Annotated in this window: 8 protein-coding genes; 2 read left to right on the top strand and 6 right to left on the bottom strand. The window is 36.2% G+C overall.

Annotation, left to right across the window (positions count from 1 at the left end; genetic code table 11):
* Window positions 1-42 precede the first annotated feature (42 nt).
* Window positions 43-2,076: a SpoIIE family protein phosphatase gene (locus LEP1GSC203_RS16840; protein ID WP_002975242.1), complete on the top strand. Its 2,034-nt coding sequence runs from the start codon at window positions 43-45 to the stop codon at window positions 2,074-2,076.
* On the opposite strand, the gene LEP1GSC203_RS16835 is transcribed toward LEP1GSC203_RS16840, so the two are convergent.
* The 4 genes from LEP1GSC203_RS16835 to LEP1GSC203_RS16820 all read right to left on the bottom strand — a co-directional run bounded on the left by LEP1GSC203_RS16835 (window position 2,073) and on the right by LEP1GSC203_RS16820 (window position 9,640).
* Window positions 2,073-4,130 (bottom strand): ATP-binding protein, encoded by a 2,058-nt coding sequence (locus LEP1GSC203_RS16835; RefSeq protein ID WP_232225927.1) that lies wholly within the window; start codon window positions 4,128-4,130, stop codon window positions 2,073-2,075. The two genes, LEP1GSC203_RS16840 and LEP1GSC203_RS16835, sit on opposite strands and share 4 nt — an antisense overlap.
* A 161-nt stretch (window positions 4,131-4,291) precedes the next feature.
* Window positions 4,292-6,217, bottom strand: a complete 1,926-nt coding sequence (locus tag LEP1GSC203_RS16830; RefSeq protein ID WP_002975500.1) for a hybrid sensor histidine kinase/response regulator — start codon at window positions 6,215-6,217, stop codon at window positions 4,292-4,294.
* 8 nt (window positions 6,218-6,225) lie between these two features.
* Window positions 6,226-7,092 carry a patatin-like phospholipase family protein gene (locus LEP1GSC203_RS16825; protein ID WP_039938320.1) on the bottom strand — a complete coding sequence of 289 codons (867 nt, stop codon included), beginning with the start codon at window positions 7,090-7,092 and terminating at the stop codon, window positions 6,226-6,228.
* 37 nt (window positions 7,093-7,129) lie between these two features.
* Window positions 7,130-9,640 (bottom strand): cation-translocating P-type ATPase, encoded by a 2,511-nt coding sequence (locus tag LEP1GSC203_RS16820; RefSeq protein ID WP_002975381.1) that lies wholly within the window; start codon window positions 9,638-9,640, stop codon window positions 7,130-7,132.
* A 54-nt stretch (window positions 9,641-9,694) separates the two neighbouring features.
* Between LEP1GSC203_RS16820 and LEP1GSC203_RS16815 the strand changes: the two genes are divergently transcribed.
* Window positions 9,695-11,041 (top strand): C69 family dipeptidase, encoded by a 1,347-nt coding sequence (locus LEP1GSC203_RS16815; RefSeq protein WP_002975394.1) that lies wholly within the window; start codon window positions 9,695-9,697, stop codon window positions 11,039-11,041.
* Here LEP1GSC203_RS16815 and LEP1GSC203_RS16810 read toward each other — a convergent pair.
* Window positions 11,021-12,208, bottom strand: coding sequence for a glycerate kinase type-2 family protein (locus tag LEP1GSC203_RS16810; protein ID WP_002975439.1), 1,188 nt, complete (start codon window positions 12,206-12,208; stop codon window positions 11,021-11,023). The two genes, LEP1GSC203_RS16815 and LEP1GSC203_RS16810, sit on opposite strands and share 21 nt — an antisense overlap.
* A gap of 3 nt (window positions 12,209-12,211) precedes the next feature.
* Window positions 12,212-14,473 carry an NAD(P)-binding domain-containing protein gene (locus tag LEP1GSC203_RS16805; RefSeq protein ID WP_002975231.1) on the bottom strand — a complete coding sequence of 754 codons (2,262 nt, stop codon included), beginning with the start codon at window positions 14,471-14,473 and terminating at the stop codon, window positions 12,212-12,214.
* Window positions 14,474-14,476 lie beyond the last annotated feature (3 nt).

Raw genomic sequence — 14,476 nt, 5'->3', positions numbered from 1 at the left:
AAATCACTTTCTCTTTCCCATCCTCGTCCTATGATAGTGCGAATGGTTCGAAACTGCCTTTCTTTTTTCCTGTTTTTTGCTGATTTTTCCCTCGGGAGAACTGCCAATCGGGAAAAGAGTCAGTTAGAAAAGAAAACACTGTTTCTAGGGCAAAGTTCCCTTCTTTTGTTTTTTCTAACGATCATCTTATTCAATAACGAGTCCCTCCAATCCTATCCCTTATCGATAGAAGAATCCAAAAACTATCGCGATATTGGAAAGTATTTCGAATATACCATTTTACCCGAAAGAGAATCGAGTTTGGATCGAATTTTGAGAGAAGATACCATTTGGAGGCCCAATCCGAAAGCAACGATCTCGTTTCCTCGCTTAAAAGATCCATTATGGATAAGAATCACACTGATCCACTATGGAGACTTGCCCCATACCTTCTTTTTACATTTCTCAAGTCCGGTTGTCGATGTTTTTGAACTACATGCACAAGTGAAAGGAAATTGGATTACGCAGGTGTCGGGTGAACAAGTTCTCCAAAGAAACAAACCAATTTATTCACATATCCCAGCTTTCCCGATTACACTATCGCCAGATGAGACAAGGACAATCTATGTAAAGATAAACTCAGCGAATCCAATTTTTAATTTTGTTTCGATTTATAACTCTCGAAGTTTTATCACTTTTTCAAAACGACAGGATATCTTTTTTGCCGCATACTTTGGTGCAGGTTTTATGATGTTTTTGTTTAGTTTATTTTTAGCACATACTTTACGTTACAGAAAGTTCTTCTATTACTTCTTTTATTTGGCGACAGTGCTATTAATCAATTCGTTTTCGACTGGGTTTATGCAATACGTAGAAATTGGAAATTCCCATACATGGAAAAATTATCTTTTCCCAATCACGATTTATTTGACTTCTGTATTTGGATTGTTATTCACCATTGAATTTCTAGAGACAGAGAAAAATTTTCCTAAAACTACAAAGTTAACAAAAGGATTTATATTATTATTTATTTCTTTAATCTTTTCTATATTTTTCTTAGAACTCAGAAACTTTATTCAACTTGGAGTAACGCTCGTTATTATTCCCATAATCTTAGCGTTATCAATTTCTACGATGGCATTTTTTAAAAGTAAGAAAAAATTAGAAGTCATTCTTTTCTTATTTGCCTTTGGATCTATTCTTATCGGAGGTGCTTTAAATTCACTAACGGTCCAAGGTTTGATCCGACCAATTCATTTATCTTCCTACTCACTGCCATTAGGTTCTGCAATTGAAGTTTTCTTTTTATCAATGGCTTTAGTTTTAAAAGTATCGGATTATAGAAAGGCAACAGAAGAAAAACAAGAAATTGATTTACAATTAAAAATTGCACAGAAATTACAAAATGGCCTATTGCCTCAAAAACGAACCCATGCCAATGGACATGCATTAGGATTTCGTTATTCACCTGCCTCCGATATCGGAGGAGATTTTGTCCAAATCATTGTAAAAGATAAAGAGATCGGTTTATTTTTATGTGATGTATCAGGACATGGAATTCCCGCTGCGATGATTGCCTCCATGACAAAAGTTTCATTACAAATTTGGGATGATTCACTAGATAGGCCGGCTTATGCTGCAGAAAGAATTCGATTGTCTCTACTCAGTTCACTTTCAGGACATTTTTTAAGTGCATTTTTCGTTTATTTAAATCCCGAAAAACAAATTATGAAAATAGCCAATGCGGGACACCATCCAATGGTCTATTTAGATAGAAATGGGAATCTAGAACATATTTCGAGTTACGGAAGAGCGATCAATGAATTTATCGAATCACAGATGATTGAAAAAACACTGCCCCTTCCTAATTCTGGAACATTGGTATTATTTACAGATGGCGTCATCGAAGCTCGAAATTCCACCTCTGGTGAGTTATATGGTGAAGAACGATTTTTTAATTTATTGCAAACTTTAGCAAAAAATGATCCACAGACTATTTGTGATCGGTTAATTACAGAAGTAGAAAAATTTCAAAAATCAAAACGCTCTGACGACGATATTACAATCTTAGCAATTTCATTAGAGAAAGAATTTTAGGAAGAAATCCAATATACCAGCTTCTGATATAAATCATTTGGATAAAAAGGTTTAGAAATGAAATCATTCATTCCTACTGCATGTATTTTTTCTTTAGTTTCCAATTGAGCAGAAGCGGTTAAAGCAATAATGGGAATATTCTGCCAACTAGGATTCTCGCGAATTCTTTTTGTCGCCATATAACCATCAACGTTCGGCATATGTAAATCCATAAGTATCAAATCAATTTTATATTTTGCTAACTTAGCAAGAACCACTTCTCCATCGGAAGCTTCTTCAGATTCAATGCCCCAACGTTGCAAAAATCGAATCACAACAGAGCGATTGATATCAATGTCGTCTGCGACGAGAATACGTTTTCCTAATAAATCCAAAGAGTTTGCTTTCGCATGGCGTAAAGAACTAGATGAGATTGACTTACCAATTTTACACGGAAAGGTAAAAGAAAACTTCGAGCCTTTCCCTAACTTTGATTCCAATTCCAAATTTCCATGCATAAGTTCAACAAGTCCTTTTGAAATCGCAAGACCAAGACCGGATCCTCCGAACTTTCTTGTAGTGTCTTGATTTGCTTGAGTGAACTTTTCAAATACATATTTAAGTTTATCTGAAGAAATTCCAATTCCTGTATCTTCCACTTCAAATCGAATCACAACCTGATTTTCAAATTTTGAGACTAACAAAACACGAAGAGTGATTGTTCCTTCAGTTGTGAATTTAACTGCATTTGATAATAAATTATTAAGCACTTGTAACATACGTGTGGGATCAAAACAAATATACTCAGGTAAATTTTTATCAATCTCTTCTCGAAAAGATAATAGTTGTTCTTTTGCTTTGACTGTAAAAGAAGAGGAAACTGAACTAATGAACTCTTTTAGGCTAAAATCAATTTCCTCTATGATGATCATCCGTTCTTCAATTTTATTAAAATCCAAAATATCGTTGATTAAGGTTAATAGTGTTTCACTAGAAAACCGTAAGTTTTTTAAGTATTCCACTTGTTCAGGTTTTGGATTGTCTTCCATAAGCCACATAGAAAGTCCGATCACTGCATTTAGAGGTGTTCTCAATTCATGACTCATACTAGAAAGAAATTCTGACTTTGCTCGATTGGCATCCTCTGCACGAACTCGTGCTTCTATGAGTTCCTTTTCGTATAAAACCATCCGAGAGATGTCAAGCAAAACGGATCGTGATCGTATCATCTCTCCCGTTTTTGAATAAGTGGCAGTTGCCGAAAGATTTATAAATATGGAGCTTCCATTTTTACGTATGGCTTCAAATCTTAAATTTTCGATATGCCCAGTACTTTTAAAAACTGGAAAATTATTTTGAAATGTTTGTTTACTTTCTTCAGTGAGTAAATCAGACCATTTTACTTTCCCGACTAATTCTTCTTCGGCATAACCCAACCAATCCAATTCGGTCCGATTGACTTTTACAAAATAACCACTCGCATCTAAACTATGAAAACCTACAGGTGAGTTTTGATATAAATCATCTATTTCAAATAAACGATCTTCGATCAATTCCTTCTCTAATAAGATTTTTGCGTTTCTTTTTAAAATAAGAATCATCCATAATATAAAAAGAGATAGAACAAAAAACAAACCTCCTGATACGGAAATTAATCGAGTTGTAAATTTTCTGTTTTTTTCTTTTTCAATATTTTCTCTTTCTAATTTACGATCTAGGAGTGACTTTAATTCGGAACGAAAAACATCCATCCGCCTTTTACTTTCTATAAATTCAGATTTTTGAGGTTTTTTGATTGGAAAGTGTTTTACGAAATTCTGAATGTAATCTATCTTTAACTTGCTCGCACGAATGATCGATTCTAGTTCTATTTCATAAGCTGGTTCACATTCAGCACGAAGCAATGTCTCGGCCGCTGGTATATCCAATAAAGCGACTTGGTATGGCTCCAAAAATTCTGGATCACCAGTGAGAATGTATCCCCTTACCCCGGTTTCTGCATCCTTAAGATAGGAGGAATATGTATTTAAAAGTGCATTCCAACGGCTCTTATCTTCAAAAGAAATTCGATCCATTCGACTTTCATATACTTGGTAGAAGAAAAAAAAGGAAGAAAAGAAAAGTAAGACGAGAAGTCCCCAAAGAAAACCTATATATAGAGATTCAAAATGTTTTCTCAGGAAATAACCCATGGAAACATCATTAAATAATCTATGTGAATCTGTTTGTCAATTGATTAAAGCATTGTTCTCCAAGCAGGAAAATATAAATCGAACTCAGTTCCTTTCTCAATACTCGAATTCACTAGAATTGTCCCACCCATCTTTACCATAATTCCATAAATGATTGGTAATCCCAGCCCTGTTCCTTTGCCACCTTTCGTAGTAAAAAAAGGATCAAAGATTTTTTCGATAATCTCTGGTGAAATTCCAGAACCATTATCAGAAAAACTTAATTTCCAATACTCAGTGTTCTTCATAAATCCCACATGAAGCAATTCTGACTTTTCATACAAAATTCGAGAAAGAGATATCGTAATTTTTGGATTGGGAGTGTCTTGCAGAGCAAAAACAGCATTTTCATATAGATTAGAAAGAATTTGAAAAATTTGAATTGGATCAGCATTCACATAGGCAGGTTCGTTACCTAAATCAGTAAACAAAACGATTTGGTTGGACGATACAACTCTTACTTCTTTTAAAACTTGCAATAGTTGTTCTCTAAGGTCTAATTGTTTCGCTATAGAATTATCAATTTTCGAATAGGTTAATATCTGTTGGATTAAATTTTTTGCTCTATCTAATGATTTTGAAATACCTTCAATAGCCGGTAAAGACTTTTGAATTGCTTCGTTTGTTTCATTCTTAGACCACTCTGCATTCAAATAAGAAACATAGGCCAACATAGGCGTTAGAAGATTGTTAAAGTCGTGAGCAATTCCACCGGCAAAGGTACCGAGTGCTTCCAATTTTTGCGACTGCGCATAAGCACGCTCTAATATAATTTTTTCAGTTATGTCTTTTGCTTCTAATACAATATATAATATTTTTCCAGAAGGATCAGTAAGAGAATAGAAGTCACAATCAAAATATTTTTCTCTTCCATCTGATAGACTATAACTAACAAAAACTTCGAAACTTTGATTTTTTAAAGCAAGCTTCATACCATAGGTCAATTTTTTTATCGATTCCTGGTCGGAGTTTGAAAAAATAGAACGGATTAATTCCAAACCTTGGACATCAGCTTCCTCTCGTTCAAAAGATAATACAGCATTACGATTCATACGGATCACATGGCCTTGTAAATCCAAAAGAAAAATCGCCTGTGAAGAATTATTAAAAATACCCTTAAACAACTGTTCGTTGAGTTGTATAGAATGTTCTAATTCGGATAAATCAGATATATCATGAATGGTTCCAAAGATACGAAATCTTGAATCTTCAAACTTCTCTGCTTCCAACCAAAGATTTACTTTTTTTCTTCCCACTTTCGTATTCAAAGTAACTATCATTTCTTTAGAATGATTGTCTTTTAAAAGGTCTTCCCATACTACTTTGATATGATCATGTTCTGGTTCATCTAAAAGTGACCATACCTTTTCCATGAGCGGAATTTCACCAAAATCAAATCCTAAAATTCGATATAACTCCAGAGACCATAAAGTATTTTTTTCAGGAAAAATTACTTCGAAATGACCAAGATGTGATATTTTTTGAGAACGGGTTAAAAGCTCTTCACCGTGAACTAACATATCCCATGCTTTTTTTTGAGACACCTTCAATCGGTAGGCTTCTAATTCTCGGTTCACAACAAACGGTAGTTTTATGATAGAAGACTTTGGTAAAAATTCGGCTGCACCCAATTTCAGAAATTCAGAAGCGGAGTCTTCGGGAAGAAATTCTGTAATTAAAATCACTGGCAAATCTGGATAGATTTCTTTGACTCTAGAGATGACATATCGACCATCAAAATCAGGAAGGTAAAAATCAGATATAACAATGTCCCAAGTTTCGTCTTTGATTCTTTGTTCAAATTCCGATTTCCATTCGGCCCTTTCTGCAAAAATAGAGAACCCAAAATTTTGAAGCACAGATACAATAGCTTTGTAAGAAGCTAACGAATCTTCAACAATCAAAACATTGAGTTTCTTTTGAATGTCCATTGTATTTATTACTGATTAAAAAAATTAAATACAGGTAATTCCAAATCACCTAATATTTCTGCCTTGTTTCGGTAGGCAGTTCCTCTACCTTCCGCAAGGGCAAACTTTCCTTTTGAAAAATCATTCGGAGATAAATAAGGAGTATTTGTTTCCAAACGAATTAGTTTTTTCCCTTTTTCTTTTGCCAGTAATGACTTTAAGTCTTCTGTTTCGGATTCAATAATTTGCACAGAAGCATCTAACGCACGCTTCATGGTATTACGACTTACTGGTCTATTATTATTTACTTGGTGGATGACAATGCGGTCTATACTTGAATCCAAAATGAGTTCTTTGATAGGTTCCCCATCACCAATGCCACCATCCAAAAATTCTTGGCCTTGGAACTCTTGGACTTCATATAAAAATGGAAAAGCAATCGATGCCATTACTGCATCAAGTACGTTACCATCAGTAATTAGTTCACGTTTGTTTTTGGAAAGATTAGAAACTGCAATTCCGAGTTTGATAGGCAGGTCGGAAAACTTTTTATTACCAAGGTATGGATACAAAATCTTACGGGTTGCCTTACCAGTCAAAACTCCACTGTATCCATTGAGTCCCTTTCGCAATAACCGACCAAGCATTGTCAGAGAATTCCCTTCCCAAAAATCTTTTTTTCTTAGTCCCAAAATCAGAGATTCAAATTCGACCATCTCTCGACCCGTTGCATACAGGGCACCAATCATTGCTCCTGAACTGGAACCTGTGACCACAGAGGGTTTAAAACCAATTTCTTGTAAACCCCGCACAAAACCTGTATGGGCAAAAAAACCAAAAAACGCAGATTTTAAACATAGAGCAGAATACTTTTTAGGAAAGAAGAGTTCTATCATAAGCTTTTGCTAAGTTTAGAAATAGACTCCGTCCATGTCAGCCACGAAGTAATTTTGAAACTAAAACTTTTGTCATATCGTAGAACAAAACTCCCACAAATGCAACCAGTATCGCTGAGGAAAATTGTAGAAAATTAAGTGGCACAAATCGAAACATAGTATTCATACCGGGTAAATACATAGATAAAATCAGGACACCAATAGTCCCGGCAAAGACATAAGGAATGATAGGATTGGAAATTCGCATCCGACTCCACATGGACTCATGTAGGGATCTATTCGCCAGGATTAAAAACAAATTAGAAAATACTAATGTAACAAAACTTGCTGTACTCACTACTTTTGGAGAAGATGTTCCCTTGAGGAAGATTTCCGTGATCCAATAGGAAGAAACAACAGAAATTAGGGAAAATGCTCCCTGAATTAAGGAATTGATAAATAGTTCCCGATCCAAAAGAGGTTCGGATGTTTCTCTTGGTTTTCTTTTCATCAAATCTGATTCGGCAGATTCTCTTTCAAAAACTATGGTACAAGTGGGGTCGATAACCATTTCCATAAACACAATATGAATTGCAGACAATACAATGATGGGCCAATCAAAAAGAATGGGAAAAAAAGTAATCCCCACAATAGGAATGTGAACCCCAATAAGATAACCCAAAGCTTTTTTTAAGTTATCAAAAATTTGTCGACCAATCCGAACAGATTCCAATATGGAAGAAAAGGAATCGTCTAACAAAACAATATCGGCAGCTTCCCGAGCCACATCTGTTCCCCTCTCCCCCATCGCAACACCAATGTTTGCTGTACGCAAAGCAGGTGCATCGTTCACTCCATCACCAGTCATAGCAACAATTTCGCCATCCGCTTTTAACATACGGACTATCCGCCATTTATCTTCAGGACTCACTCTCGAAAAAACATTACATTTCCGAATGACTTTCTGCATATCCTCTTCACTTAGATTAGAAAATTCTTTTCCTGTGTATACCAAGTGCGATTCTTTTAATCCAATTTGATCAGCAATGTTCTTTGCAGTTTCTGGATAATCTCCGGTGATCATAATCACTCGAATTCCTGAATCATAAGCAGTTTTTACAGCGAAAGGAACGATCTCTCTGATTGGATCTAAAAATGCTAAAAGGCCATAAAACAAATAATCGACTTGTTTTCTTTCAGCTGGAATCACATTTAAAGGAGATTTGGATTTTGCAACACCAAGGACTCGGAATCCTTGTTTTGCTAATTCATTGGTTTTGTTTGTCCAGAATTCTAATTCAGAAGAATTAAATTTACACAAATCAAAAATTGCTTCAGGTGATCCTTTTGCATAACTCACATAATTTCCCTCTTCTCTTAGAACACGAACCATTGTTAAATGGTCTGGAGTTAAAGGAAAATCTTGAACTGACAACAAGGCAGAATCTGCTCTTTCATGAAACAAAGCCAAACAATCAGAAATTGCAATATCCATTGGATCAAAACTAGGATGTTTGGAAGCACAATAGGCAATATGAAGTAAACTTTTGGTTTCCTCTGAAAGAATGGAAGTAGGATTTAATGTTACCGTTTCCGACTTTGTTACAACAATTCCTATTTTCATTTTATTTTGAGTGATCGTACCTGTTTTATCTGAACAGAGTACTGTAGCAGCACCTAAAGTTTCAATGATAGAGGATCGTCTGACTAAAACATTTTTAGTACTCAAACGAAATGCACCTAACGCAAAGAAAATTGTCATAACTAAAGGAAGTTCCTCTGGCATGAGTCCTATGGCCAGAGTAAGGCCCGAAAGTAATCCTTGTAACCATTGGCTTTTAGCAATTCCAAAGTATAATGCCAGTATCACACAAAGTGAAGCTGCAACAATAAACAGATTCCTTACTAACCTTGCAACCTCAACTTCTAGTAAAGTTCTGCCAATAGCTTCGTCTGCAATTTTACGACCTATTTTACCTATCTCGGTGAGATTACCCACAGCAGATACTCGACAAACTCCCTCTCCACTAACAACTAACGAGCCACAAAATACTGGATTCGATTGTGATTTGGTTACAGGTACAGATTCTCCCGTAAGGAGAGATTCATCACAAGAAAACATTCTATCGGAAACAAGCTCACAGTCAGCAGGGACTCTATCCCCTTCATTCAAAATTAATAAATCATCAAAAACTACATCTTTCCCTTCGATACGAATGATTTGTTGGTCTCGGATGACATTGGTTCTTGGACTTGCAAGGGAACGTAAAGCAGAGATCGCGGTTTCCGTTTTTTTCTCTTGGTAAAAAGTAATCGTTATGATCCCCACAACAGAAAAAAGTAATAATAGTGCTTCATTCCGGTCACCTAAAAGCAAATATACGATGCTTATGGAAATGAGAAGCAAAATCATTGGCTCTGTGACCACTCCCAATAACATCTGAAAGATTCCTTTCTTTTGGGAAGAGCTGATTTCATTGGCTCCATACTTCGTACGGTTTTTCCTGACTTGTTCTTGGGTTAATCCCATGAGGATGTATTCTGAAATTTGTTTTGGAATCGATGACATATTCTTAAATGATTTGGTCTTGTTTTTTAGAAGAAATCTGTTTAACATTCTAGAATGTGCGATACCTCCCTTGCCACTGAAAAATTTACCAAGACACAAAAAAGAATCTTTGCCAAAAACTCGGACCGAGAACCAAACGAAGCACAATCCATTCTTCATATTCCTCGATTGGAATATGAAAAAGGTACCCAATTACGTACTACCTATATTGAGATTCCACAAACTCCCGTTACTTATGAAGTTTTTTTAAGCAAACCCTTTCATATGTGGGGTGCAGAAATGGGTGTGAATGAATTTGGCCTTTGTATAGGGAATGAGGCTGTTTTTACTCATTTGAAAAAATCAAAAAAAAATGATGGTTTAACAGGGATGGACTTAATTCGTTTAGCTTTGGAACGATGTAAATCTGCCCGAGATGGATTGTTTCTCATCACTGAATTATTAGAGACCTATGGACAAGATGCATGTGGTGGGTATGAGAATAAGTCATTTTTCTATCATAACAGTTTTATTATAGCAGATCGCACAGAAGGATATGTTTTAGAAACGGCAGATCGTTATTGGGTAGCAAAAAAGATAGATTCATTTTACGCGATTTCCAATGGTCTGACTATAGGTTCTGACTTTGAATACTCTTCACCTAACCTAATTGATAAATTAAGAAAAAATACTCACAGTGAGTTTTCATTCAAAGACCATTTCAGTGATCAGTTTTATACTTATATGAGTCATTGCAAAGACAGAAGAAAATTACACGAAGTTACTGCAGAAGATTTCGAAAAAGAAAACTCCAGTTATACTACAAAACTAGCAATGGAAACCTTAAAAACACATTCCATTGAGATTGATGAATTCGAACCCTCTTCTTCGTCAATGAAGTCTTTATGTTTGCATGCAACAGGGCCAACCACTCCCAACCAAACTAACGGGAGTCTAATAGTTGAATGGGACACATCTGAAACCAACCAGGATCCCTTAAGAGTATTTTATACGGGAACGTCCACTCCTTGTTTGAGTTTATTCAAACCATTCTTTTTTGGAACCAAAAACTTTGTAGGTTCCTCCAGCTTGTTATCGAATAATACATATTCTGAAACCTTATGGTGGTTACACGAATCTATTGCAAGGAAATCCAATTTTGATTACCAAGCCGTAAGATCGATGTTAGTTCCGGCATTGATTGGACTACAAGAATCCGTTTTTAATCTCACAAAAGAGTCTCTTCCTCCTCAGAAAAAAGAAGAAATCCAATGGAGATTTTTAAAAGACCATGTAAACATTCTAAAGAAGATAGATGGAGAGTTGATTCAGTCCAAAATTGGAAAGAGTCGATGGCAAAATCCACTGTTTCAAATCTACTGGTCTGGACAAAATCGGAACTTAGGAATTCCTTTTCGCTAACAAAAGAACCAAAAGATCATTTACATTGGTTCCAGTAGCCCCTGTAAAAAGAAGGGAATTTGTATCTTTTAAGATGGGATAAGAATTAGAATTCTTAAGTTCTTTCTCTGCATCCCAACCTTTGGCCCTCATTTTTTCCCAAGTTTCTGGGCCAACAATCCCACCTGCGGCATCAGTGGGCCCGTCTGTCCCATCCGTTCCGCTAGATAAAAAAAGCCATTGCCTATCCTTTTCTAAAGATTGACTTTGGATGACCATACGCAGTGCGGTCTCTTGATTACGTCCTCCGAGTCCATCCCCATGGACAAAACAAACCAATTCTCCACCTAATAGTATTGCTTGTTTATTTTCATTTTTTTTTGCTTTCAACAATTCATCAAACATTAGTTTTGCGGTAGTTTCTGTAGACTGGTCCCAAGAATCAGAAAGAATCGTTGCCTCATAACCTAAAGAATTTGCCTTTTTTAACATACCGGCAAGGGATGCAGATAAATTTCCCATGATATAGTATTGACTACCAGGATACGTTGGTGCGGAAGCAATCATGTTTGGATCATCACCTAATACATCTGATATGGCAAAAGTATATGTTTTTAAATTAGGATTTAGTAGTTTTAGTAACTTTCCCGCTTTCACTGCAGAGTATTTTTTTCTCTCCGCATTGATTTCCTGAATAGGAAGACCTTGTTTGAGTAAATTTTGATTTAGGTGGATCAGATCATTCAAAGTAAATCCTTCTTCTGGAATTTCGAATAAACTGGATCCACCTCCCGATAATAAAACAATCAATCGGTAGTTTTCATCCAATCCCAATAGATCTTGCAAAACTTCGTGTGAATACAACTCGGAATTTTGGTCTAGAATAGGATGAGAAGCCTCTCTACATTTCCAAACTCCCATTTCACCTTGGGTCAGAATCTTTTCAGGAAGGTGTTTGTATTTTGTGAGAATAAAGCCTTGGTCCACGGAAATGAATTTCTGAAAAGATACTGCCATGGAGTAAGCTGCTTTCCCCAAGGCAAAAACATAATTCTTTTTATCAGGATTGTTTAGTGCGTTACGAAGGTCAGAATGTTGGTTCCAAAACTCCAAAGAAAGGTAGTCAGGACTTGCCATACGGACCCCTTCCCAAAACAGAGTTTCAATATCTTCCCTTAGTGAATTCAAAACCTATTTCCGTAACTTCGCTTGGAGAGTATCATAAAATACACCAGAGGAAGTTAACTGTCCAAATTCTAATACATCAGTGGGACAAAGTGAAACACAAGCCGAACATCGAACACATTGTACGCTATCCATAGGAATTCCCCGGCTGGCATATCCCATAACATCGATTCCTTGGTGGCAATTTTTTGTACAAATATTACAAGAGATACATCTTTTTTTCTCAGAGAAGATTCTGAATCTACTGAACTTCGCATAAATATGCATTAGTGAAGCCAGAGGACAGAACATACGGCACCAGATCCTTCCAGAAAAAAGAAAGTAAAATCCAACCCCCACTACACCAGCAAGTCCAATGTCGACAACTATGTCATAAATCCATTTTACTGAATCAGCAATGGATTCACTAATCTCCAAACTAGGATCAATTAATTTACCATACACTCCAATGAGTTTTAGAGCCGTAAGTAAAAAAGCGGCAAATAGAATGTATTGCCCAGAATGTTCTAACCGATAGGCCCATTTTCCATGTGGCATCTTTTGTCTATGTTCATCCCCTAATGTTTCCGCAAGGCCACCGCAAGAACAAATCCAACCACAATATGCGCCCTTTCCATATCGATAAACTAAAAAAGGGATAAATCCAAAACTAAAAAATAGCCCATAACCTAACCAAAAGTTGGTGATTCCACCATCATATAATACACCCATACTGAGGGGCCAAGCCAAAATAAATCCATATGCTTTCCAATAAGCATCGTTAGGAAAAATTTCTGTTCGGATGTAGCCATCAGGATTTCCTAAATAACCCAAATCTCCAAGTGCAGGCAAAACCAACTCGGGCAACAAAAACAAAAAGAAAATTTGTATAAAAATCAAACTAAGAGTTTGGTAAAAAATGTAATCCGTTTTCCGAACCATAATCCTTCGGATACCAAATACCAAAATAGTTAACGAGTATAACAGTGTATAGTGGAAGGAAGGATATTTACTGAAAATCGTATAACCAAAGTATGTTGCTCCCAAATAAACAAACAGAAAATAGCTGAATGCCAGAAGAAGATAAGTATTTCTGATTAAAACCCATGGCCGTAATGTCCCTATCCCTTGATTCCATTTCAAATAACCAAACAAAAACAATGAAAGAACTGATACAGAAAGAAAAGCCGTTGCTAGTGGCGAAAACCATCCCGGGCCATAAAAAGATGCCTTTCCGAAATAAGCAAGGCCAGCAAATGAAAAAAGAGCAGAGAAACCCACCCAATCCAAAATTGATTTTTCATTTTGAATTTTGATTCCTATTTTCTTTAAAAAAGAAATCGGTGGAGTTGTTCCGATCAAAACATAGACTAAATCTGATTTGAGTTTGACTGATGATTGCTGAGTTTTTACAAAAACATTCTGTTCTGAAATCTCCGTGACTTCTGTTTCTAAAAGAAGTTTAATTTTTCCTTCCTGAACTTTTTTCTCCAAACTTATTACATTTTCTTCTTTGGGTCTTTGGAATTCCTTTCCGCGGTGGACCAGGTTTACTTCTTTCGCATAATGAGAGCAGGCGATGGCTGCTTCGACTGCACTATCACCTCCGCCAACAATCACAATCGATTTATCTTTGGCATCATAAGGATCAAACAAACGGTAAAAAACAGAAGGGTTAGATTCCCCTTTCACACCCAAACGTTTTGGATCACCTGATTTCCCAATGGCAATGACTACAGAATTGGTTAAAAATGAATCTCCTGTTTCGGTACTTACTGTATATACAAAACCATTATACCGAATGGAAGAGACTCGCTTTCCTGTCTGAATTTCTATTGGCTCTTTTTTAATTAACTCATTGAGAGATTCTAACAGCTCCTCTTTCGTCGTGTCCAAAATTTTAATTTTAGAACGTGTCTCTATGTTTTTGGGTTCGGCAAATATTGGCTTCTGTTTGGGATAACTTTGTAAGGTTTGGAAGGGAAGGTTTGCTTCAAGTAAAACATATTTTTTTCCCAATCGACTCGCTTCATAGGCACAAGACAATCCAGCCGGGCCAGAACCAATAATCACAGCATCCAAACAATCGGTCTTTTTTTCACGAATGTGTTTCCAAACATTCACTCCACTTTCAGCCGCCAATTTCAGCAAAGGAACACCCGTTAGGTCACCAATGATGAATACATTGGGAAGATTCGTTTCATAGGAATCTGATAGCTCTGGGTAAATTTCTACCGGACCTGCCGGAACGGACTTGGTTAACCAACGAAAATAAGAGGAAGGCCACATACT

The sequence above is a fragment of the Leptospira terpstrae serovar Hualin str. LT 11-33 = ATCC 700639 genome, assembly GCF_000332495.1.
Taxonomy (GTDB): domain Bacteria; phylum Spirochaetota; class Leptospiria; order Leptospirales; family Leptospiraceae; genus Leptospira_A; species Leptospira_A terpstrae.
This window is presented reverse-complemented; position numbering and strand designations above follow the sequence as displayed.